At 57.1% G+C, this 22,958-nt stretch carries 21 protein-coding genes; 4 read left to right on the top strand and 17 right to left on the bottom strand.

Features of this window, described 5'->3' with window-relative positions; genetic code table 11:
* Window positions 1-120: 120 nt before the first annotated feature.
* From P3B99_007910 to P3B99_007895, 4 genes are all read right to left on the bottom strand, one after another.
* Window positions 121-1,107: a diaminopimelate dehydrogenase gene (locus P3B99_007910; protein WYJ07125.1), complete on the bottom strand. Its 987-nt coding sequence runs from the start codon at window positions 1,105-1,107 to the stop codon at window positions 121-123.
* A gap of 106 nt (window positions 1,108-1,213) precedes the next feature.
* Window positions 1,214-2,488 (bottom strand): glycosyltransferase N-terminal domain-containing protein, encoded by a 1,275-nt coding sequence (locus P3B99_007905; GenBank protein ID WYJ07124.1) that lies wholly within the window; start codon window positions 2,486-2,488, stop codon window positions 1,214-1,216.
* On the bottom strand, window positions 2,488-3,753 hold the full coding sequence (locus P3B99_007900; GenBank protein ID WYJ07123.1) for a beta-ketoacyl-[acyl-carrier-protein] synthase family protein: 1,266 nt from the start codon (window positions 3,751-3,753) through the stop codon (window positions 2,488-2,490). Before P3B99_007900 ends, P3B99_007905 begins: the two co-directional genes overlap by 1 nt.
* Before the next feature lie 6 nt (window positions 3,754-3,759).
* Entirely contained in the window at window positions 3,760-4,224 is a 465-nt protein-coding gene (locus P3B99_007895; protein WYJ07122.1) for a 3-hydroxyacyl-ACP dehydratase, read from the bottom strand.
* A 15-nt stretch (window positions 4,225-4,239) separates the two neighbouring features.
* Between P3B99_007895 and P3B99_007890 the strand changes: the two genes are divergently transcribed.
* Both P3B99_007890 and P3B99_007885 read left to right on the top strand, forming a co-directional pair.
* Window positions 4,240-4,401, top strand: coding sequence for a hypothetical protein (locus P3B99_007890; GenBank protein ID WYJ07121.1), 162 nt, complete (start codon window positions 4,240-4,242; stop codon window positions 4,399-4,401).
* 114 nt (window positions 4,402-4,515) lie between these two features.
* Entirely contained in the window at window positions 4,516-6,081 is a 1,566-nt protein-coding gene (locus P3B99_007885; protein ID WYJ07120.1) for a hypothetical protein, read from the top strand.
* A gap of 300 nt (window positions 6,082-6,381) precedes the next feature.
* On the opposite strand, the gene dnaJ is transcribed toward P3B99_007885, so the two are convergent.
* From dnaJ to infA, 9 genes are all read right to left on the bottom strand, one after another.
* Entirely contained in the window at window positions 6,382-7,536 is a 1,155-nt protein-coding gene (gene dnaJ, locus P3B99_007880) for a molecular chaperone DnaJ (GenBank protein ID WYJ07119.1), read from the bottom strand.
* A 6-nt stretch (window positions 7,537-7,542) separates the two neighbouring features.
* On the bottom strand, window positions 7,543-8,127 hold the full coding sequence (locus P3B99_007875; protein ID WYJ07118.1) for a nucleotide exchange factor GrpE: 585 nt from the start codon (window positions 8,125-8,127) through the stop codon (window positions 7,543-7,545).
* Window positions 8,128-8,187: 60 nt separating this feature from the next.
* A complete protein-coding gene (locus tag P3B99_007870) occupies window positions 8,188-9,564 on the bottom strand; it encodes a polynucleotide adenylyltransferase (protein ID WYJ07117.1) in 1,377 nt (458 codons plus the stop codon).
* On the bottom strand, window positions 9,557-9,856 hold the full coding sequence (locus tag P3B99_007865) for a Dabb family protein (protein ID WYJ07116.1): 300 nt from the start codon (window positions 9,854-9,856) through the stop codon (window positions 9,557-9,559). The genes P3B99_007870 and P3B99_007865 overlap by 8 nt, the downstream gene beginning before the upstream one ends.
* An 86-nt stretch (window positions 9,857-9,942) precedes the next feature.
* A complete protein-coding gene (locus P3B99_007860; protein ID WYJ07115.1) occupies window positions 9,943-10,800 on the bottom strand; it encodes a RodZ domain-containing protein in 858 nt (285 codons plus the stop codon).
* Window positions 10,801-11,656: 856 nt separating this feature from the next.
* Window positions 11,657-12,160, bottom strand: coding sequence for a flavin reductase (locus tag P3B99_007855; GenBank protein WYJ07114.1), 504 nt, complete (start codon window positions 12,158-12,160; stop codon window positions 11,657-11,659).
* A 35-nt stretch (window positions 12,161-12,195) separates the two neighbouring features.
* Window positions 12,196-12,960, bottom strand: coding sequence for an ATP-binding cassette domain-containing protein (locus P3B99_007850; protein WYJ07113.1), 765 nt, complete (start codon window positions 12,958-12,960; stop codon window positions 12,196-12,198).
* Window positions 12,947-13,936 carry an iron ABC transporter permease gene (locus P3B99_007845; protein ID WYJ07112.1) on the bottom strand — a complete coding sequence of 330 codons (990 nt, stop codon included), beginning with the start codon at window positions 13,934-13,936 and terminating at the stop codon, window positions 12,947-12,949. The genes P3B99_007850 and P3B99_007845 overlap by 14 nt, the downstream gene beginning before the upstream one ends.
* A gap of 18 nt (window positions 13,937-13,954) precedes the next feature.
* Entirely contained in the window at window positions 13,955-14,218 is a 264-nt protein-coding gene (infA, locus tag P3B99_007840; GenBank protein WYJ07111.1) for a translation initiation factor IF-1, read from the bottom strand.
* A gap of 78 nt (window positions 14,219-14,296) precedes the next feature.
* Here infA and tadA point away from each other — a divergent pair, with 78 nt between their 5' ends.
* The gene (tadA, locus tag P3B99_007835; protein ID WYJ07110.1) at window positions 14,297-14,839 is read left to right on the top strand and encodes a tRNA adenosine(34) deaminase TadA; all 543 of its coding nucleotides are present in this window, start codon (window positions 14,297-14,299) and stop codon (window positions 14,837-14,839) included.
* A 115-nt stretch (window positions 14,840-14,954) separates the two neighbouring features.
* Here the strand turns inward: tadA and P3B99_007830 are convergent, their stop codons facing one another.
* Window positions 14,955-16,247 (bottom strand): sialidase family protein, encoded by a 1,293-nt coding sequence (locus P3B99_007830; GenBank protein ID WYJ07109.1) that lies wholly within the window; start codon window positions 16,245-16,247, stop codon window positions 14,955-14,957.
* A gap of 129 nt (window positions 16,248-16,376) precedes the next feature.
* On the opposite strand from P3B99_007830, the gene aspS reads away from it, so the two are divergent.
* Window positions 16,377-18,164 carry an aspartate--tRNA ligase gene (gene aspS / locus P3B99_007825; GenBank protein ID WYJ07108.1) on the top strand — a complete coding sequence of 596 codons (1,788 nt, stop codon included), beginning with the start codon at window positions 16,377-16,379 and terminating at the stop codon, window positions 18,162-18,164.
* 203 nt (window positions 18,165-18,367) lie between these two features.
* Here aspS and P3B99_007820 read toward each other — a convergent pair whose 3' ends face one another.
* The 3 genes from P3B99_007820 to P3B99_007810 all read right to left on the bottom strand — a co-directional run bounded on the left by P3B99_007820 (window position 18,368) and on the right by P3B99_007810 (window position 22,839).
* Window positions 18,368-20,107, bottom strand: coding sequence for an alpha-L-fucosidase (locus P3B99_007820; GenBank protein WYJ07107.1), 1,740 nt, complete (start codon window positions 20,105-20,107; stop codon window positions 18,368-18,370).
* A gap of 222 nt (window positions 20,108-20,329) precedes the next feature.
* Window positions 20,330-21,235, bottom strand: a complete 906-nt coding sequence (locus P3B99_007815) for a helix-turn-helix transcriptional regulator (protein ID WYJ07106.1) — start codon at window positions 21,233-21,235, stop codon at window positions 20,330-20,332.
* Between the two features lie 71 nt (window positions 21,236-21,306).
* Window positions 21,307-22,839 (bottom strand): beta-galactosidase, encoded by a 1,533-nt coding sequence (locus tag P3B99_007810; protein WYJ07105.1) that lies wholly within the window; start codon window positions 22,837-22,839, stop codon window positions 21,307-21,309.
* Window positions 22,840-22,958: the final 119 nt, after the last annotated feature.

Genomic DNA, 22,958 nt, shown 5'->3' with positions numbered 1-22,958 from the left:
AACGCCCGACTCGTCGCGGCGGGCGGCTTTGCGGAAAAATTCCGAGCATTCGGCGCGGCGCAAAAGCGCGTCGGCACAGCCCAACGGCTGGCTGAACGCGCGGAGCGTCCGCCGCCGATTTTACAGGAGCGTGGAGCGCAGTTCTTCGCCCGATTTCGGGCTGAGGTACGCGGGCGGAATGTCGAAAATCGTTTTGCAGCCCGACATGCCCTCTTTGTTCATGCGGCAGACCGCGCGGGCAAACGCAACGAGTGCGCTCGACGTAAATTCGGGGTTCGAGTCGAGCTTCAACTTGTACTCTATGATGTGCGTGTTTTCCTTTTCGAAGCCCGTTTTGCCGATTCTGAAAACCATGCCGCCGTGCGGAATTTTCGAGTGGTTTGCGTTGAATTCGGCTTCGTCGATGAAGTGCACGGTTGTGTCGTAGTCGGCGAAGTAGTTGGGCATCGTCTTGATTTCGCGTTCGACGCGTTCGGCGTCCGCGCCGTCTTCGAGAACGACGAAGCATTCGCGGACGTGTTTTTGGCGCGTGGAAAGTTCGGGAGTTTCGCCCCTGCGGACGGCGTCGAGCGCGCTGTCCACGGGGATTGTGTACTGCTTTGCGTTTTTAACGCCAGCAATTCTGCGGACGGCGTCGGAGTGCCCCTGGCTTACGCCCCTGCCCCAGAATGTGTAGTCTTTGCCTTCGGGGAGAATCGCGCCCGCGTACATGCGGTTGAGCGAGAAAAGCCCGGGGTCCCAGCCGAGCGAAATTGCGGCGACTTTCCCCGCCGCGCGGGCTGACGCGTCCACTTTCGCGAAGTGTTCGGGAATTTTCGCGTGGGTGTCGAAGCTGTCGACCACGTTGAAAAGTTTTGCGTATTCGGGAGTCTGCACGGGAAGGTCGGTCGCGCTTCCGCCGCAGAGAATCACGACGTCGAGCCTGTCCTTCCATTCCGCGGCGTCCGCAACGTTTGCGACTTTCGCCGATTTTGTCGCAATCTTCACGCTTTCGGGATTCCTGCGCGTGAAGACGACTTCGAGTTCCATGTCGGGATTTTGGCGCACGGCGGCTTCAACGCCCCTGCCTAAATTTCCGTAGCCTATGATGCCAAGTTTTATAGCCATATGTTTTGCGTTTTTACAGGCTAAAAAAAATGGGTTTGCCGCCGTCCGCTTTCAAGTTTTTTTTGCGCGGCTTTGCGAAAAAATCGCGCCGCCCGCGCCCTACGCCCTATTTTCCGCACCTGTCCTCTATGATTGCAAACGTGCGCGCGCTTGCGCCGACGTTCGAAGAGTGCCACTTCTTTGCCGACTGCGCGAGCGTTTCGCGCGCATGCGGATTCTTTGCAAGCCGCGCAAGCTCCACTACCGCGCATTCCGCGTTGGGGACTTTCACCACCGCGCCGTCGCGTTCGAGCGTTTCGCACGCGCGGCGGAAATTCGTCATGTTCGGTCCGTAGACAATCGGCACTCCGAGGGCTGCGCAGTCAATCGGTGTCTGTCCGCCGACGTTGGGCGGAAGGCTTTTTCCCACAAACGCAAAATCCGCAATCTGCGTCAAATTGCGCAGTTCGCCCGTAGTGTCGGCAAGGTAGACGAGCGTTCCTTCGGGCGCGGTTTTCGATTCGCTGCGGACGCCGTGCGGATAGCCCGCAATCAGGCGTTTTACTGCGTTGCGGCGTTCGGCGTGGCGCGGAACGAGAAGCAGGCGGCAGTCTATTTTATCAGCGCGGATTTTGTCGAGGGCCTTCAAAAGCATTTCCTCCTCGCCGTCCCATGTGGACGAGCCGAGCAGAACGAGGGAGTCGGGCGCAAAGCCCATTTCGGCGCGGAGCTGCGCCTTTCCGTTTTCGTCGAGCACCGTTGCGGGCTTCGAGTCGAACTTCATGTTGCCCGTCGTAAATACTTTCAGCGGCGACGCGCCCAGCCTTATGAAACGCGCGGCGTCGAATTCGCTCGACGCGCAAATTGCGTCGAACTTGTCGAGCAGTCTCCGCGCGACGTACGGGAACTTTGCGTAGCGTCCGAAAGACTTGTCCGACATTCGCGCGTTGAGCAGCATTATTTTTGCCCCGCGCGACTTCGCCTGATGCATGTGCTCCGGCCAAAGCTCGCCCTCCATGAGCAGGCACACGTCGGGGTTTATTTTCTCCCACGCGCGAGCCGAAAACAGCCAGAAGTCTATCGGAAACACCCCGACATACAGGCATTTCGCCGCGTATTTTTCGCGCAGAATTTTGTAGGCTGTACTTGTGGTCGTGGTCACCACAAGCTCGAATTCGGAGGAGAGCATGTCTATAAGCGACGCCAGAGCCTCAATCTCGCCCACGCTTACCGCCTGCAGCCACACGCGCTTTTTGCCCGACTTCGGCGGAAGCTTTTTCTGCCCGCCGAGCCTGTGCGAGAAGTCTTTTGAATATCCGCCGCGGCGCAGCATTCTGACCGCGTAGTACGGGAACGCCAGCAGGAACGCGGGGACAAACAAAAGCCTGTAAAGCCAAATCATTATTCGGCTGCCTCCATGACGATTGCCGTGTTCGCGCCGCCGAAACCGCTGCTGAGCGAAAGCGCGATTTTCGGCGAATCGAATTCCGTCTTGCGCGGAATGTTGAGACCCTCCGCGGCTTCGTCGAGGTTTTCGATGTGCGCGGAGCCCGGGGTGAAGCCGCGTTTGAGCGCGAGCGCGCAAAACGCCGCCTCCATCACGCCCGCGAGCGAAAGCCCGTGCCCCGTAATCGCCTTTGTGCTGCTGATTCTAAGCTTTTTGTTTTGCCCGAAAACCGACTTGACCGCTTTGAGTTCGGCGACGTCGCCCATGGGCGTCGAGGTTGCGTGGGCGTTTATGTAATCGACATCGTCCGCCGAAATTCCCGCGTCGGCGAGGGCGCGGTTTGCGGCGTTTATAACGCCCGTGCCTTCTGGGTGCGGAACGGCGACATTGTAGCCGTCGCTCGCCTGTCCCCAGCCGCGGATTCTCGCGTAAATCTTCGCGCCGCGGGCTTTTGCGACCTCCTCGTTTTCGAGAAGCATCACCACGCCGCCGCCGCAACCCACGAATCCGTCGCGGTTTTTGTCGAAGGGTCTCGACGCCGTTTCGGGGTCGCGGTTGGTGCTCAAAGCGCGCATGCCCGCAAAGGGGAGAAGCGTGCGGTAGTCGCCGTCTTCGCCGCCTACAACGAACATTCTGTCCTGACGGCCGTTTGCGATTTCGTCGTAGGCAAAGCCCGTCGCGTGCGAGCTGCTTGCGCATGCCGACGCAAAGCCGCAGCTTGCGCCCTTAATCTTGAACGCCGACACGAGGTTGAACGAAAGCGTGCCCACGATTGACGCCACGATTCCCAGCGGATTCGAACGCAACACGCCCTTTTTGTCGAGCATCTGCATGTTGTGGTAGAGCATGCCCGTAGAGCCAGCGGAGGCGGTGTAAAGCCCCGTCGAGGGGTCGGAAATTTGCGATTCGTCCAAGCCCGAATCCGCAATAGCCTGCTTCATTGCGCAGTAAGCGTAAAGCCCGTGCGGGGGAAGCGAGCGCAGAACGTCGCGGCGCACGCGGTATTCGGGCGGATACGTCCAGTCTTCGGGGTCGGTGCTGTCGGTATCGAAATGCTTTACCGTTCCGACGCATTTGACGGGAATTTTGTCGTCGGCAAACTGCGGGTAAAGCTCTATGCCGTTTTTGAGGTTCACAAGGCTGTCGCAAACCGATTCGATGTCGTTGCCGATGCTTGTGATGAATCCGAGACCTGTTATTACAACGTTGTTTTTCTTCATGGAATATTAGGAAATGAAATCGAAAGTGAGCGTGAGTTTTTCGCAGAACGACGCCTTCTGACCGCCTACCGACATCGACGCCTCGAAATTCGCAATCGGGCGGCGTATGCGTGTGGGCTTTGCGCGGAGTTCGATGACTTCGTTCGGGCGGCAGATGCGCATGCAGCGCGCGCCGTCGCCGGAAGTGAAAAATATTTTTTCGGGGTCGGCGGGCTTGGGCATGTCGGCAAAAACGCCCTTGATAAGCCCGAACACGCAGAGCTGCCCCATTGCCTCCAACATCAGCGTTCCGGGGAAGACGGGATTGTCTTTGAAATGCCCTTTGAAGAAGAATTCGTCGGGTTTGAGGGTGTAGCGCCCCGCAATGACTCCGTCGGCATAGTCTGCCTCTTCGACGAAGAGAAAAGGCGGCTGTTGGGGCATTGCCGCAAGTATGTCGGAGTACGAAAAATGTATTGGCGATTCGTTCATTTTCAAACTTTCCCTATGGCACAAAAATGCCCGCAAGACAACAATATTTTGCAGGAGCAAGGCAATAAGAACGCCTCAAAAGGCGTTGCCAAGCAAAAATTTCAAATTTCAGGGGCGCGGACGCATTTTTCGGAGAGAGCAAAAACCCCCAACAACAAGAGCAACAATCGCTTATAAAATTAAACCGTTTACAAAAAAAACGCGATAATTGACTGTACATTCTTCGCACTTTGAATAGATTATTATTATAGCAAAAAGGAAAATTTGCTCAACCTCAAACAGGCTATTATTATGAAGAAACTAACGATACCTATGCTAATCGCGCTGGCTGCGGCTACCGCGTACGCCGAACCCATTAAAGGCGGGTCGTCGGAACGCACGGTAATCACCGCCGGCGACGCAATCGAAATCGACTCTACCGGCGGCAACAGATACACCGCAGCCTCGGGCGTTACAGTCGGCTCGCTCACCGAAATCGACGGCTCGACGGGCGGCGTCAACATCGCCGCATGGGGTCAAGACACCGGGCTGACAGTCGACGCAAATTCGACCGACGCAAAAACCGCCCTCAAAGTTGCGTCGTGGAAACAAAACTACGCCATAACGACCATCACGAATTCGGCGTCGAGCACCGCGGCAATCACGGTCGATTTCGGACAAAGCCTCACTCTTAACGCGAACTATAATAAGCAGTCGCAGTATCTCAACTTCAAGGACGTCTACGCGAAGGTGCTCGCAAAAAACACTTTCCTGCAGGAGCGGCAGGGCACTTCCGACATCACCATTGCCGAAGGCGCAAAGGTTGATTGGAGCGGCTCTATCAGACTCGGCGAATACTACGGACAAACCAACAACGCAAACCTCAATGTAAACGGCGAGTTCAACCTCCAAAGATACAACGGCAACAAGAGCCAAATCGACCTGTACGACGGCACAAAGCTCACAATCGGCTCGAACGGCGTGCTCAGAACTTCCGACAACACAATCAACATCTTCGCAAACGGTTCGCTCACAGTCAACGGACAGCTTGTAATGCAGGGCGGCAGCACGCTCAACGTCGGCGGCACGCTCAATGTCGCGAACCAAAACCCGACCAAGAGATTCGCGGTGTACTCTATGAACTCGTCGGGCGGCACTTTCGCGCAGGATACGGCAAACAGCGACGTTGCCGTCGGCAACCGCGGGCTTGAAATCAAGCGCACCGCAACGCTGAACGCGAATACGGCAACGGGCAAGAGCGCAACTTGGTACATTGATTCGCGCCTCGACCTAAACGGCGACTACAATGCGGATATCAACCTCACCACGGCAAAACTTACCGTTAACGACGACTCTCAAATCACGATTTCGGGCGGCGAAAAGAAGTTCGTAATGTGGAACATTTCGAAAGCGTACCTCAACAAGGCGAACGCCATTGTCGACGAAAACGGCGAAGGCAACATATCCCTCATCACTGCGGACAGGGGCGAAGGGTTTGAAGCCTACGTTCCCGAACTGCACATTGCGGCAAGCCAGCAGTTCTCCGAAATCTGGCTCGGACAAGACTTTAAGATTTTTCTGGACGACAACGCCGCGACCCTTGAACTCACGAAAACGGGCGATACCACAATATCGGGCTTTGCGGGAAAAATCGTAGAAATCTACAACTTTGCCGACAACAGAATCTACGTGGGCACCGACGCCGCAACAAAGGCGCAGCTTTCGAGAATCAAGGCATACGACTCCGACAACAACCTCGTAAACATCGCAGTCAACGGCGCGGGCTGGCTCACGGCGGCAATTCCCGAACCCGCGGAATGGGCGGCAATTTTCGGAGCGGCCGCGCTGGCGGTTGCGGTAATCCGCAGGCGCAAATAGACTTTGTTTTATTAACAGGTTCGGGGCTTCGCGGCAACGCGAAGCCCTTTTTTTTGCGTCCGATGCGCCCGCGCGAAAAATCCCGACTCATACACTTCAAATCGGACAATCCGCATGTGCGCTCCGATGGAAACGTTCGGACAAAAGCGCACCCCCCCGACGCAATTCAGCCGCAAGACAGTCTTTTATTTTCACACTCCCCGCAAGATTACGCCGCAAACCGTTAGGTTGCGCCGCAATGGGCGCAAAAAAACGGGCGCGTGCTTTGCGCATGCGCCCGTTTTGCGGCAAGCAGTCCGCTTAGAAGAATTTTTTATAGAACGGCTCGGACGACTGTTTCGGATTGTCGTCGCCGCAGAGTTTTGCGAACTCTTCAAGCTTTGCGCGTTGGGCGTCGGTTAGTTTGGTCGGAACTTCGACGTGGATTCTCACGTACAAGTCGCCCCTGACGCCGCCGCGGAGGTCGGGCATGCCCAAGCCTTTCATGCGCAACGCCGCGTTGGGTTGCGTTCCCGCGGGAATCTTCAAAACCGCCTTGCCCGTTAGCGTTTCAATCTCGACCTGCCCGCCGAGCGCGGCGAGGGTGAACTTGATTTTGATGTCGGTGTAGAGGTCGTTGCCGTCGCGCTCGAAGCGCGGGTTCGGCGAGACGTAGATTACGACGTACAGGTCGCCGTAGCCGCCGCCGTTGTAGCCCGCGTTGCCCGCGCCCGTTTTGCGGAGTCTCGACCCCGTGTACACGCCTGCGGGAATGTCGATTTTAACTTCGTTGCGCTCTTTCACGCGCCCCGACCCGCCGCATTTCGGGCACGGATTTTCAATTACCGTTCCCGTGCCGCCGCATTCGGGGCACGGCTGCGAAAAGCGAATCGGCCCCTGCGCCATTCTGACCTGTCCCGAACCTTTGCATTTGGGGCAGACTTTTCTGCCGCTCGCGCCGTTTTTCGACCCGCTGCCTCCGCAGTCGGGGCACACGACCATGCGGTTGTAGCGGATTGTGCGGCTTGCGCCCTTTGCCGCCTCTTCGAGCGAAATTTCGATTTCCGCGCGGATGTCCGAACCGCGTTCGGGTTCGTCGTAGTCTTGATGCGACGCCCCGCCGCCTCCGAAGAAGTCGTAGAAAGCAGCTCCGCCGCCGCCACCGCCGCCGAAGACTTCGCGGAAGACGTCGAAGGGGTCCTGAAAGCCGCCGAAGCCGCCCGCCTGCGAGTACGCCGCCCCGCCGCCCTGCGCGAACGCCGCGTGTCCGAACTGGTCGTACTTTGCGCGCTTTTCGGGGTTCGACAAAATTTCGTAGGCTTCGGAAACCTGTTTGAATTTTTCCTCCGCCGCCTTGTCGCCCGGATTGTGGTCGGGGTGGTATTTGAGCGCGAGCTTGCGGTATGCCTTTTTAATTTCCTGCTCGGACGCGGTTTTTTCCACGCCCAAAACTTTGTAATAATCTTCTTCCGCCATAAAAAATTACTCCCTGCCGCTCGAAACGACGACGCTCGCGGCGCGGAGCAGCCTGCCGTTGAACGTGTAGCCCTTGCGGACAACCTTTATTACGCCGTTTTCGGGAACGTCCGCCGACGGCTCGTGCGAGACGCATTCCGACGTATTCGGGTCGAACGGCTTGCCCGCCGCCGCGATTTCCTCCACGCCGAAGTTCGCGAAGACTTTTTTAATCTGCGCGCTGACCATTTCGACGCCCGTGAGTATGTTTTTGGAATCGTCCGAGTTTTTCGCCGCATCGATTGCCATGTCGAGGTGGTCGATTGACGGCAGCAGCTCCTCGATGAGGGGTTGGAGGGCGAATTTTGCAAGCTCCTGCTTTTCGCGCTGGACTTTGCGGCGGTATGTGTCCAAGTCGGCTACGGCGCGAAGGTACAAGTCCCTGTTTTTTGCGGCGTCCGCCTGCGCCTTGTCAAGCTCGCCCACAATGTCGGCCATGTTCATCGACTGCTCCTCCGCGGCCATGTCCTCCGCGGCGCAGGATTCGGGTGTCGTCTGTGCTGGCTCTTTCGTTTCCGTATTTTCGGTTGAAGTGTTTTTTTCCTTTTTCATAAAAATTCAAATGGCGTTTATCGTAATTTTCCGTTCAAACTTAACGCGTTTTCGCCTTTTTCAAAGTTTTTTTTCGAGCATGCCTCGCAGCCTTTCCATGCCGCCCGCCAAATCCGAAAATTCGCCGTCGAGCTGCGCCTCGTACAGGGCGGAGAGTATTTTGCCGAACTCGCGCGAAGGCTTCATGCCAAGCCCCTGCAAGTGGCGTCCCATGACTATCGGCTTCGGGACGGAGTCGCGCACTTCAAGCTCGGCCGCGCGGGCGGAAATCCACTTGCCCTGCGGGGAGTCGTCTTTATATTCTCCCTCCCCGCGCCCGTTGCGGTCGGCGAAGTCCACGCGCACGAGCCTGTCTATCCGCCCCACTTTCCGCGCAAGGCGGCGAATGGCGGAGTCTCCCGCCTTAACGCGCCACAGGTCGAGAATCGCCATGTGCCGTTCTACGAGCGGCACGACCTCCTCAACGAGCGATTTTTCCCGCGTGAGCCGCGCCAGAAATTTGCGCGTGGGCTTCACGCCCAAAATGTCGTGCCCGTGCGAGTGGATTTTCCCGTCGTCGCCGAATGTCGTGCAAAGCGGTTTGCCAAAGTCGTGGCAGAGCACGGCAAGCCCCACGACCAAGTCCTCCCGCTCGTCGCCCGTTCGAGCCGAAGCGTACGCGTCGAGCGCAAAGCCCGTGTGCGTGTAGACGTCGCCCTCGGGGTGCCAGTGCGAGTCCTGCGGGCAGCCGCTCGTTGCGGCGAGTTCGGGAAAATATTTCAGCCAGCCGCAGTCGCGCAGAAAATTCAGCCCGCGCGAAATTTTGCGCCCCTTCAAAATCAGTTTTTTCCACTCCCCGAAAACGCGCTCAATCGGCAGGTTTTCGAAGGGGATTTTCGAGCAAAGTTCGACCGTCTCGGGCGCGACCTCCATCGAAAACCGCGCCGAAAACTGCATCGCCCTAAGCACTCTCAGCGGGTCTTCCGAAAACCTGTCGGAGGTGTGCCGAAGCACCCCCCGCCGCAGGTCGGACTCACCCCCGTAGGGGTCTACTATTTTTCCGTCGAGCGGGTCGTACAAAACGGCGTTTATTGTGAAGTCGCGCCGTGCGCAAGCCTCCTCCGCCGACAGGTTCGGGTCGCACTCGATGTCGAACGCCCTGTGCCCCTCTCCCGTTTTGCGCTCGCGGCGCGGAATGCTTACGTCGATGTCGTAGCCTTTCAGAATCCAGACGCCGAAGCTCTTGCCGACTTTCTCTACGCGGAATTTCCGCGCGAGCATTTCCTCCAAAATCCGCGGCGGCAATCCGTAGACTTCTATGTCGAAGTCTTTGGGCGTCGCCCCCAAAAGGGCGTCGCGCACGCAGCCGCCGACAAAATACGCCCGACCGCCGAGTTCCCTCGCCGATTCGAATATGAACGCGCAAGCGTCGGCGTATTTCGGAGAAAGTTTAAGCATTTCCGATATCGTAGACCAGCAGTTTTCCGCCTGCGGGTTTCAGATAGTTTTCCACGAAATTTACGTGTATGGGGTGTTCGGCGTAGCGTTTAAGCCCCGCCGCGCCGTCCTCGAACGACATAACCAGCGCGTAGTCGAAAAAGTCGTCCACAACTGGGCGCGCGCTCGGAACGGGCGCGCCGATGTGCATGAACTTTACGCCGTCGATTTGTTTGAGCGTTTCAAGCCCTTCGAGTATGAGCGGTGCTTTCGACGCGTCGCGCGTGCGGAATATTACAACATGTGTTAGCATAGCATTTTCTATTTAAGATTGCCTTTTTGTACGCAAAACGAGCCGAATCAAAATTTTCGGCCCGCGCGCGGAAATGATTTTCCCCTCTATTTGGAGACTATCCTGAACAGTCTAAGACCCTTTGCGCCCTTCAAATCGAGCGTCGCGCCGTTGCGCTCCATCTTGATTCTTTCGGCGTCGGTGAGTTTCACCATCAGCGGCACGCCCGACGTAAATTCGCGCCGTTCGCCCGCCTGCATTGCGCCCGTATATAGCGGTTCGGGGTGTTTGCCGTCGTTCGTCTTAATGTCTTGGTAGACCAGAACGTATGTGTCGGCAAGAGCGGTCAGGGCAAGTTTGAGTTCGGGTGCGGAAACTTCGTTCATTGCCGCATTCGCCGCCGACGACACTGGCTGTGTTGCGATATTCCCGTTTATCGAAATGTCGGGGTTTTCCTCTGGGGCGCGTTTTGCGAACGTCGAGACTGCCAGAATTATCACGACTGCCGCCAGAATGACTGCGCCGAAAACGACCGCCATTTTGACGAACTTCTGCGAATTGTCGGGCGTGTCGGACTCCCTCTCCTCCTCCGCGTTGTCGAAAGATTCGAAGCGCGACTCCGTTTCCGACGGCGGCGGCGCAAACTCTTTCTGCGCCGATGTCGACACGTTTGACGCCACCGTCGCCATGCGCGACAAAATATTGACGCGCCGCCTGTCGTCGCCGCCAGCCGCCCGCGACGCCATTGCGTATTCGTCCAAAATCGCGTCCGCGTCGAGCTTCAAAAACGCCGCGTATATCCGCAAAAATCCGCGTTTGTATATCTCAGGAAGCTTATAGTTGAACTCGCCCGACTCCATGTTCTCTATGATGTCCGCGCGGAGTTTCGTGGCGTCGGCCGCGTCACGCACCGATATCCCCATCGCTGTCCTCGCCTGCAACAATTTATCTCCTAAATTCTTCATCGTACCCCAATCAAACTACATTCTCCCCCACATTGCAAGCCCCAAATAAGGCTGGAGCCTTAACGCCAACAGAGGGGGCTGCCGCCCCCAAAAGGCGGTTTTCGCTACCACGAAAACTCCCGCCTGTCCCCCCGCTCGGGCAGGCTAACAGCCTGCACGGGCGCGAGCCGCGCCGGTCGTCGGAACTTCGTTCCTTTCTGTGATAACTCGGCGCGGCTATAACCGCGCCTTTTCTGGATAAGTTCGTATTGGCTTCGCCAATTACTTACGCTGGGAAAATTTTCTTATCGGCAAAAAACAAATAAAAATAGACGCGCTTTGCGCGGATAAAAAAAGCAAAAGCGGAAATCCAAAAACGTGGAATTTCCGCTTACCAATAAACTAAACTTTTATCCCAACGCACTTTAAAAATCTTCTGCGCCGTGCGCTCACTATTTAGGGGCGTCAAAATGCCCCTATAAGAGTGGCTTTGCAAGTGGCTCAGGGTGCGTGGCGTACTAACGTACGCGAGCAGTCTGAGACATTCGCGAAACGCTCTTAGAGGGGCGTTTTCACGCCCCGTCTTCGTGCGTGCGCTCATTTTAGGGGCGTTAGAGTGCCAGTATAAGGGCGGCTTTGCGCACGGCACAGGGCGCGTGGCGTACGCGGATTTCCGCAAACACAAGTCGGCTACGCGAAACACTCTACCCAACTTTTCTCCCAGCGCATTCTAAAAATCTTACGCGCCGTGCGCTCACTTTTTAGGCATGTCAAAGTGCTTTCATAAGGGTGGCTTTCCTGTGCGCACAGGGCGCGTGGCGTACTTATGTACGCGAGCGGTCTGGGCGTACAGGGAAACGCCCTTAGGGAAGTGCTTTCACATGCCGTAAACGTGGAGGATTTCCAGTACGTACATCTTGTGATAGGAGTGGTCGGGATACCATGTTTTCACCGCCGACTTGTCTATAAACGAATCCTCCGTCAGCATTTGCGCGTACATTTTGCGGCACTCAAACACTTCGCCCGCCTCTTCGAAAGTCGGGTTTCCAAGCTCCGTAAAATGCGGCGTCAATTTCGCCTCCGCGATTTTGTCGCAATCTCTGCCAGATTTCGAGCCGCAGATTTTCAGCGCGTCGCGGTATTTTTCGTCGAAGAACGAGAGCGTGAGCATGTCGTTCCTTTCGATAAATTCGTAGGTGTAGCGCGACGGACGCACGAACACGAACGCCGCCGGCTTGTTCCACATGAAGCCGAGTCCGCCCCAGCTTGCGGTCATGGTATTGAAGCCGTTTTTGTCGCCCGCGCTGACAAGCATCCACTGTCTGCCTATTTGCGTGAACGGGTTTAGAGTCAAATCGCGAATGTCTTTTTCCCTGAACATGCCCTTTATATCGGACAATCGCGCGGAATCGGCAATCATTTTTTCGGCGGAAAATACGCGACGTTCCGAATGCCGTCGGAAACTATTTCGCAGTCCGCGCCGTAGACTCCGCCCAGAAGCTCCGCCCGCATGGCGGACTCCGCCGAGCCGAACGACGAAATTTTGCCGTCTTTAAGAAGCGCGATTTTGTCGGCATACGCCGCCGCAAGGTTCGGGTCGTGGAGAACCGCCACGACCGCCGCCCCGCGCTCCGCGACTTCCCGCGCCGCCGACATCGCCGCGTGCGCGTGCGCGGGGTCAAGCCCCGCCGAAGGCTCGTCGAGCAGCAGCAGTTTGGGATTTTCGCCCAGTTGGCACAGCGCGCGGGCGAGCTGCACGCGCCGTTTTTCGCCGCCCGAAAGCTCCGAATATTTCCGTTTTTCGAAACCCGCAAGCCCCACCGATTCGAGCGATTCGGACACGTCCGCCGAAAGCCCCGACAGCCCGCCGCGCGAGTATCCGCCGAGAGCCACGACCTCCCCAACCGTGTATTCGAAAGTCAGCGGGCACTCCTGTTCGAGCACCGCCCGCATTCGAGCAAGCTCCCGCGCCGACAGCCCAGCGATGTCCGCGCCGCCGAGCATTACGCGCCCGACGTCGGGCCGCGCATATCCGCTTGCGATTTTCAGCAGCGAGCTTTTCCCCGCGCCGTTCGCGCCGAGCACCGCCGCAAACTCGCCCGCGCCCACGCGCAGCGACACGCCGTCGAGCACCCTGCGCCCGCGTCCGTACGCAAAAGACACGTTTTCAATAGCGAGCATTCGAAACTCCTTTCGACCTCAAAAGCGCGGCGAAAAACGGCGCGCCCATAAGGGCGGTGATTACGCCGATTGGAACGGGGTCGGTCTGCGAAAACGCGCGGGAAACGACGTCGGCGAGCACGAGCAGCGTTGCGCCACCCAACGCCGAAAGCGGCATGAGAAAGCGGTTGTCGGTGCCTACAACCATTCGCAAAACGTGCGGAACTACAAGACCCACAAAGCCGATTATTCCGCAAATGGAAACGCTCGCGGCAGTCATCACGGCGGCGGCGGCGATTACCGCAAAGCGGGCGCGGGAGACGTCAACGCCGCAGTCGAACGCGTTTTCCTCGCCGAGCAGCATTACGTTTAGCGGACGCGCCGCGCACAGCATTGCAATCCACGCGGGAACGCAGAGGGCGAACGACACCCCAAGCTCCTCCCAGCCGCAGCGTTCGAGCGAGCCGAGCGACCAGAACACGAAGCCCCTCATGCCCGCGTCGCGAACGGAGTACATGAAAAATCCGACGAGCGCGCCGCAAAACGCGTTTACCGCAATGCCCGCCAAGAGGGTCGAGACCGCCGACATTTTCGAGCCTGAATGTCCGACAGCGCAGACCGCGACGGCCGCCGCAAGCCCCACAGCCAACGCGCCGATTTCGACGCCGAACGCCGACGGGAAAAACGAAACCGCCAAGACCGCCCCCAACGCCGCGCCCGACGACACGCCCGTAATTGAGGGGTCGGCGAGCGGATTTCTGAAAAGGCTCTGCATGCCCGCCCCCGCGAGCGCAAGGCTTGCGCCCGAAAGCAGCGCCGCCGCAAGGCGCGGAAGCCTTATTTGCCACACTACGAGATTTGCGGTTTCGTCGGAAGACTGCAAAAACAGCGCGGAGAGGACGTCGGCGCACGAAAGCCCACCCGACCCCGAACAGAGCGACGCCGCCGCCAACGCGGCGAATGCGAGCGTCAAAACCGCAAATGCCCCCGCTTTCATGAAAAGCGGAACGCCGTTTTAGCGGCGCGGGCCGAAGCTGCGGCGCGGAACTGAACGCGGAGCGTCGGCGTTTTTGAGCCTGTAAACGATGCGGGCCTTTTCCAAGTCCTGCGGAGTCATTTCCATTTTGACCCTGTCGCCGACAGTCAGTTTGATGAAATTTTTGCGGAGCTTGCCCGATATGTGGGCGAGCACCTGATGTCCGTTTGAGATTTCCACCCTGAACATCGTTCCGGGGAGAACCGCAACTACTTTACCTTCTACTTCTACGCAGTCTGACATTATTTAATTTATTTTTTTCTGTAAAAAAAGAATATTTCTGTTTCTCTTTGCGTGATAGTCAACAATAAAATAAGACCGATGGCTTCCGAAAACAGAGAGTATCCAGAAAAATCCGCCCCCCCATGCCCCTTCCAGCCTATGTTTCCGTCGTACCTGAACCGCGACGACGAGTTTTTCATGAAGCTTGCGTACAATCAGGCATTGAAGGCGTGGAAGCTCGGCGAAGTGCCGGTCGGCGCGGTGGTCGAGTATTGCGGAGAGGTCGTGGCGCAGGCGCACAATTCGGTTGAGCAGTCGCAGGACCCGACCGCGCACGCCGAAATTCTCGCGATAAACCAGGCAGCTGCAAAAATCGGCGATTGGCGGCTAAACGGCGCGACGCTCTATGCCACAAAAGAGCCGTGCCCGATGTGCTCGGGCGCGTGCGTTATGTCGAGGCTCTCGCGCGTGGTCTACGCCGTCGGAGACCAGAAAATGGGCTTTTTGGGCGGTGCGCTGAAAATCCACGAAGTGCCAACCCTAAACCACAGGCTCACCGTGCAATCGGGAGTTTTGCAGGACGAGTGCATGCTGATGATAAGAACATTCTTCAACCTAAAGCGCGAAGGAAAGAACGCCTAAAAGGCGGAATAGAAACCACACCGCCGCCCAGATTCCGCGCAAAAAACAATCTCCCTCTCCCCTGCGCAAAAACCGCGCGGACGATTTTTCGCGCCCGATTTGCGCGCTCATACCGCTATTTTGCCGCAGCCTCTATATCGGATATTTTGAAACGGTGGCAGACAATCGAGCAGCCTTTGCCGCGCTCGACGCTCTCGTAGGTCAGAACGGCAACCGTGCCGTCGTCGAGCAGCAAAACCGACGGGTAGTAGCCGTCGCAACGGATTGCCGTTTCGGAAAAGCTTTCGCTCTTGGAAAGCAGTATGCGGTATTGCCCCGCGCGCCCGTTTTTAATGTCGTCGTAAGAGCCTATCCACGCGCCGAGCCGCAAGCCCTTTTGGTCGCACGGAACTTTGTCGCGGAAGGCTATGAAAAGGCGGCCGTCTGGCAAAACAACGCCATGATGCCTGTCGCCCGAAAGCGCCCACGGAGTGTCGATTGGCTTGCTCCAAGTTTTGCCCTCGTCGCGGCTGAACGACACCAAACTGTTGCCGTTTTGGCGCGTGTTTTCGCGCATAATGCAGCAGATTTCGGAGCCGTCGGGCGAACGGAAAGCGTAGGGCTCGCACGCCCAAAGCCCGCCGATATCCTCGGGCGCGACAAGCTTTACGGGATTGGACCAAGTAAAGCCGCCGTCTTTTGTAATCGACGTGAACACGCGCAATTCCCTGTCGGCGTTCTTCGCGTCGCCCTTGTGGAAAAACGCCATCGTCGAACCGTCCTTGAGCTCGACCATCGAAGTAAACGCCATAAGGCAGGCAAACAGCTCGTCGGGATTGCTCGGCGAAAGCGGCGGCAGTTTGCGCCAAGTTTTTCCGTTGTCCTCGCTGTATACGCGCGGCATATATCCCTTGTAAAACTCTTCCGAGGGCGCGAACTTGCCCTTCAAGTGGCGCGTCTTCCCCGAGAGAATCTGTATGAAGCGTTTGCCGTTTAGATCGCGCACGGAATAGATGCTCGGACAGTTGCGCATGACGCGGTAGCAGTCCGGCATGATTTTGTCGATGCGCGTCCAAGTCTTTCCGCCGTCGTCGCTTCGGGCAACCGGACCTGCATTGCCGCCGTGTCCGACGTTCCAGACGCACAAAATGCCGCCGTCTTCGAGTTTTAGAGCAGTGGGATGCGCGTTGTAAAAACCTTCGCGTTCGTCCCTGAATTCCGCGCCCGACTTCCCCGCCGACACCACGATTTTTTCGGTCTTGCCGACGAAATCTACCGTCTTTATCGACTGAGACTGCGCCCGCCATTGCGCCTTTTTTTCGGACCATTTCGGATATTTTCCGATTGTTTTCGAATCGAAATCGGCGGCGCAAAGAGCGACTCCGCAAACCAGCAGTGGCAATGCAACTATTGCGGATAATAACTTCATACGCAATACCATAACACGGCGAAGCCTGCGGTCAAGACAAAAACGGAGCTTCAAAAAATCGCCCGAACGGCCAAAAAAACCTTGACTAAAAGGCTAAAAAACAGACATTTGAAGACTTATTTTTTTACTATGAAACGCACAAATACCTGCAACGAACTCACCGCCGCCGACAAGGGCAAAGAAGTGTCCCTCATCGGCTGGGTGCAATCGGTCCGCGACCACGGCGGCATTCTATTCATCGACCTTCGCGACCGCGACGGCATAACGCAAGTCGTCTTCCACCCCGAAGCGGCGAACGTCTACGAAAAGGCGCAGAAACTCAAAGACGAAAGCGTAATCCAGATTTTCGGCAAAGTCGAACTCAGGGAGGACGGCACTAAAAACCCGAACCTCAAAACGGGCGAAATCGAAGTCGTCGCGTCCGACATGGTAATACACAACATCTGCGACGTGCTCCCCTTCCCCCTCGACGACGAACACGCCGACAGGGTCAACGAAGACCTCCGCCTCCAATACCGCTATCTCGACCTCCGCAGACCGCGCAACCTCAACCTTCTGCGCATGCGCCACAAGGCGGCACAGGCTATCCGCGACTACCTCAACTCGCAGGATTTCATCGAAGTCGAAACCCCCATTCTTTTCAAGAGCACGCCCGAAGGCGCGCGCGAATTCCTCGTGCCCAGCCGCACAAATCCCGGCATGTTCTACGCGCTCAACCAGTCGCCCCAGCAGTACAAGCAGATGCTGATGGTATCGGGCATCGAACGCTACTACCAAATGGCTAAATGCTTCCGCGACGAAGACCTCCGCGCAGACCGCCAGCCCGAATTTACGCAGGTCGATATCGAGCTTAGCTTCGTCGACCGCGAAGACATGTACGCGCTTATCGAAAACATGCTCAAAAAAATCTGGAAGGACACCCTCGGAATGGACATTCCCACGCCCTTCCCCCGCATGCAGTACAGCGACGCCATGAACCGCTACGGCGTGGACAAGCCCGACACGCGCTTCGGAATCGAACTGCAAGACCTCACCGACGTTTTCAAGGACAGCCAGTTCAAGGTGTTCGCAAACGTCGTCAAGGACGGCGGCGTAATCAAGGCGATTAACGCAAAGGGTCTTTCCGACATCACGCAGGGCGAATTGAAGGGACTCGAAGACGTGGCAAAGACGCTCGGCGCAAAGGGTCTTGCGTTCATCAAGGCCGAAAACGGCGCGTGGAAAAGCCCCATTCTCAAATTCCTCTCGGAAGACGAACAGAAGGCGCTCAAAGAAAAGCTCGACATTCAGGACGGCGACATCGTGTTCTTCGCGGCGTCGAAGTGGGAACAGGCGTGCTCCATTCTCGGACGCGTCCGCCTCGACTGCGGCAAGCTTCTGCAAGCCCGCGGAAAAATCAAAATCGACCCCAAGCAGTTCAACTTCCTCTGGGTTATCGAATTCCCGCTCATGCTTTGGGACGAAGAACAGGGCAGATACGTTTCGGCGCACCACCCGTTCACGTCGCCCGTGCCCGAAGACGTCAAGTACCTCGACACCGACCCGCTCCGCGTGCGCGGGCAGCACTACGACATCGTACTCAACGGCACGGAACTCGGCGGCGGCTCGATAAGAATCCACCAGCCCGACGTTCAGGAAAAAGTGTTCAAGGACGTTCTGAAAATCCCCGCCGACATCGTGGAATCGCGCTTCGGCTACATGCTCAAAGCGTTCAAATTCGGCGCGCCCCCGCACGGCGGCATCGCGCTGGGCTTCGACAGGCTTGTGACAATCCTCACAAACCGTCCGAGTATCCGCGACATCATCGCGTTCCCCAAGACGCAAAAGGGTCAGGACCTGATGGCGCAGTCGCCCTCGCAGGTGACGGAAAAGCAGCTCAAAGACCTGCACATCGCGCTCGACATGCCCGAAAAATAAACGGGCATTCCGCAAAAAACCGCAGCTTAACGGCTGCGGTTTTTTTGTGCCCGAACGCGGCGGCTGCAATCCGCGCCTCAAAACGCGGCGGACATGCGCCGTCGGCGCGGAATTTAAGCAAGCAAATTGTGGCGGACGCGCCAGCCCCCGCTACGCGGTTAGAGTTGGGACATTTCCGCCGTCGAACCGCGGATTGACGCCGACTATTTTAGCGCGATTTCAAGCGCAAACGGCAGTTCCGATTCCGCCAGATTTTCGGGCAGTTTTATTACCGCTCCGCCGTCCGATTCCGTCCAGCCGATTTTTTCGCCCGTGGCGATTTCGACGATTTCCGAGCCTTTTTTGGGCGCGATTGCAAGCTTCATTTCGGACTTCGGCTTTTTGACGATTGCGTACGCCGTCCTACCGTCTTTCGAGCGAGTGTAGGCGATTTCCTCGGTCGCAAACGGCTCTATGATTCGCGTAGAATAAATCGCCCGACCGTATTTCGAGAGCCACTTGCCTATGTCGAGCAGGCGTTTTTTCTGGATTTCGGGAATCGCGCCCTGCCCGTCGAGGTTTACGAGCAGCAGCAGATTGCCGCCGCGCGCCACGGTGTCGGCGAACATCGAAATGAATTCGGAGGAAGTCAGGACGTTAGATTCGTTGTCCTGCCAGTTGTTGCCGTACGACTGGCTTATGCCCCTGCACGCCTCCCACGGGTGGTATTTTGCGGGGTCGATGCAGTCGGCGGTGTCGCCGAATTCGTCGGTATAGAAGTCGCCGCGGATTGCGCGGAGAAGTTTTTTGAGCCTTTTGCCGCCCTTGTGCGCGACTTCCCGCGGAGTGCCCTCGCCGTATCTGTCGTTGACGGCGACCTGCTTTTTGCCCTCGTTGACGTTGTAGAAATACGCGGCGATGTCGTAGCCGCCGAGTTCGGTTGCGGGCACCTGCCACTCGCCGTCGAACCAAAGAATGTCGGGCGAATACTTGTCGATGAATTCCACCGACTGCGGCACGAGGTATTCCTTCACATAGTCTTCAACCGCGATTTTCCCCGAAGCCTTGTACTCCATGTCAGGCGAGTAGTCGAGGGTCTTGCCCCAGGAAAAGTTGCGCATTTTGCCGTCTTTGCCGACTACGGGGTAGTCCCATTCGGTAAGGCTCATGTAGAAGCCGAATTTGAGATTTTGCGCGGCGCAGGCGTCGACGATTTCGCGCACGATGTCGCGGCGCGGGCCCATGTCGACGGTGTCGCGCAGCGTGTACGAGCAGTCCCAAAGGCAGAAGCCCGAATGGTGCTTGTTGAACGGCACAATGTACTTTGCGCCCGCTTTTGCGAAGACTTCCATAAGCTCTTTCGCGTCGAATTTCTCGGCTTTGAAAAGCGGAATGAAATGGTCGCGCTCGAAGTCCGCGCCCCAGTTTTTGACGTGGTAGCTTCTGTATCCGTAGAAGTGCGAATCGGGGGTGAAATCGGAGTACATGCGCAGTTCGTACCAGTCGGGATACATCGCGCCGTTTTCGCGCTTGGGCGCCCACGATGCAATCGACCACAAACCCCAGTCGATGAAAATGCCGAGCTTTGCGTCCACAAACCATTCGGGGCACTTGTGCGCGTCTATCGACTTTCCGTCCGCCTTCCATTTTCCGCTTTCGTTGACCGCCGAAACTCTGGCGTATTCCGCGCGGCCGCGCTCGATTGTCTTCGCCCCGTACTTCTCGGAAATCTGGCGCAGATTGAGTTCGTAAAGGCGCGGCTGATAGCCGTCTGGACGGCGGAACTCGGCGGGCGCAAGCGGGTGGTCGGGCAGTTCCGCAGAGACTTTCGCGGACGAGCGCGTCGCCGTCTCGCCTGGGGATTTCATTGAGGACGCCGCGTCGGAAGCCGTCGCGGCGGCGAGCGTTTGAAAAGCGCAGACGCATGCGGCGGCTGCGAAAATTTTAGATGCCGTTTTTCTCATACATTAAGCAAGTTTACAATATGGAATATATATCAAAAATGTTGATATTTTTTTTAACCGCCATTGTCAAGGCATTAAAGCGCCAAGCAATGAAACAGACCTTGCGCTTTTCAAAAACCGCGCAACGCGTCCCGCCTTCCCGCGCTTTTGCCTCCGCTTTGAACTGGACAGCCCGACAGCCTAAACGCGGCGGCAGTCGCGTTTTCGGAATGCGGGCAAGCGTTAAACGCACTCGCTCGGCGGGAATCCGTAGTATTTTTTGAAGGCATAGGAGAGCGCGTGCCCGCAGGAAAATCCGACTTCGCGGGCGATTTCGCCGAGCGTCGCGCGGCTTTCGAGCAACGCCGCCGCCCTCTCCATTCGCTGGGAAAGCAGGTATTTTGAAAACGTGCCGCCGAACCTTTCCACGAATGCACTGTTGAGCTTGAACTTGCCCATGCGCGCAAACGCGCACGCCTTTTCGAGAGTCCAGTTAGCCGAAATGTCGGAATCTATTTTTTCGACAAGCCGCGCCATCGCGCCGCCGCTCCCCGCGCCTCCGAACTCCGAGCGCAAAAGCCCCGCAATCAGCCCGCCCAGCAAAACCAGCCGCGAGACGTTCGGACGCTCCCCGTACAGCTCCTCCGAATACATGTCGGCAAGCAGCAGCATGCGCTCCAAATTTGCCGCCTTTTTGCACACGGGCGAACTGCCGAAAACCCCGCGCCAAAACGGAGTGTCGGGCATTTCGAACCAAAGCGTCTCGGCGCGCGATGCCGAAGTGTCGCACGGAGTTTTTGCCGGTATGAGTAGAACGTCGCCCGCCGACACGCGGAAGGCCGCGCCGTCGAACTTCGCCCTGTAATCGGACGCCGAAAGGAAAAAGCAGACCGTGTTGAAGGCGGTCTTTGCGCCGCGCGAAATGTAGTAGTACTTGCTGTACGAAGCGCGGGCGGCGGCTGCGATTCCGAACTTCGAAAGCACGTCGGCGCAGCGGCGCGGCGGCACGAACACACCCGCCGACTCCAAAGCCTCGCGCGGGAGGATTTTCGTCGGGCGCGTCAGGTAGGTCTGGCGGCTGCCCTTCGGAAATATTTGCAGTCTGTTTTCGTTGGCGATTTTCCAAGCGGGTTCGCGGTTCGGTTTCATCGGCGCAAAAAATAAGACTTCCCGCGCGGGGAAGTCAAATGTTATAATTTTTCCGTATCGATATGATTTTGCTACTCGGATTTCGGCACAACCAAATCCTCCACCGCCGCGTAGTCTGTTATCACCAGCGGATAGTCTGCAAGCGGCACGCCGGTCAACACATAGTTCCTGACAGGGTCGCCGTATTTTCTTGCGCTGGGCGAGGCGTAGGCGAACACGCGCCCCGAAACGGGATCTATCAAGACGGGATTTTTCAGAGGCAATTCCGCCACATAGTGCAGCGACGCGCGCGGAATCGGCTTCATCTGGAGCTGCATGTCCTCGGCAAGCCAAAACGCATAGAGCGGATACCCCTTGCGCTCGAACGTCTCCATGCGCTTCGCCGAATCGACAAGGCGCGAAACCCCCGCGCCCTCAGGCACCGCTTTTCGGGTGTAAATATACGCGGAGAGCGCGTACGGCTTTGTGTCGCAGTCGAAAATCGGCGTGTAGTTTTTCAGTATTTCGACCGATTTTTTCGGGCGGTACGTAATATTTTCGAAGAGTCCGTATTTTGCAAAAAGAGGCTTGCCTCCCGTCGCCATCTGATAGCCCGCCTTCAAATCGACGCACTGGTAAATGGAGCTTAAACCATAGCCCGACGAGAGGTCGAGCGTGAAGCGGCGGAGCGTCCACTTCGCCTGCATGTACTCGCCGCCCGCTGTCGCGGGACGCATGTAGTGCCCCTCGGGATACGACGACCCGAAGCCCGACTCGCCCTGCCACAGCGAAATTTTGCGGTCGGGATTGTGCTGTTTGAAGAGCCTCAACAGCGCCCGCGTATCGATATTGTGGCGTTCCTCGGGAATTATGCAATACGGGTGTATTGAAAAAAAGTCGATGTATTTCCCTCCCCCTATCCTGAAATATTCGGAAGCATATTCTACGAACGTGCCCGAAACAACCGCGCCGATTTTAGCATCAGGAATATTTTTTCTTATTATCGAGCCCGTAGTTTCCACAAGCTTTGCATACCCGCCCGCGTCGGCTTTCTTCGGCTGCCAGAAGTGGTTTATATCCGGCTCGTTCCAGATTTCGAAATACTGCACGCGCCCCTTGAAATGCTTTGAAAGCGCGTCGATATAGTTTTTCCACGCCTGCAAGCACTCGTCGCCGAAATAGAGCGGAACGTAGCCGACCCCCGTGGGATTTTTCATTTCGCCCATATAAATCGGATTGCCGAAGCCGACGTTGAACCACGGCTTGATACCGCGCTTTATGAGGTTGTCCACAACGGAGTCGAGCCACGCGAAGTCGTAGACGCCTTTTTGCTTTTCGGTCTTGCTCCAACCCGTCTGGCAGCGCGCCCACTTTATGCCGATTGCCGCAAGCTTGTCGTAGACTTTTTCTGGCTCGAACATGTCGCGGTCGAGACATTCGAAGCCGACGGACAGGCGCGAGTCGGCTATCTCCGCCGCCGACTTGTGCTTTATTCTTCCGATTTCCTCCCACTGCTTGTTGGGCAGGGGCAGGGACGGTTCGATTTCCTCCACTTTCTCGTATGCGGCGAACGCCGACATGGCGGCGGCCGCGGCAAACGCCGACATAAATATTCTCTTCATCATAACGCGATAATAGCAAAAACCGCGCCCTCCCACAACAGGAAAAAATATACCCTTTACGGAAAAATTATATCACAGCCTATCCACGCCGCCGAATGCGGGGCGGAAAACATATTCCTCCC

It is taken from the genome of Opitutia bacterium KCR 482 (assembly GCA_029269845.2).
GTDB lineage: Bacteria > Verrucomicrobiota > Verrucomicrobiia > Opitutales > Intestinicryptomonadaceae > Merdousia.
The sequence above is the reverse complement of the archived record's forward strand: the minus strand, read 5'-3'. Positions and strand labels throughout refer to the sequence as shown.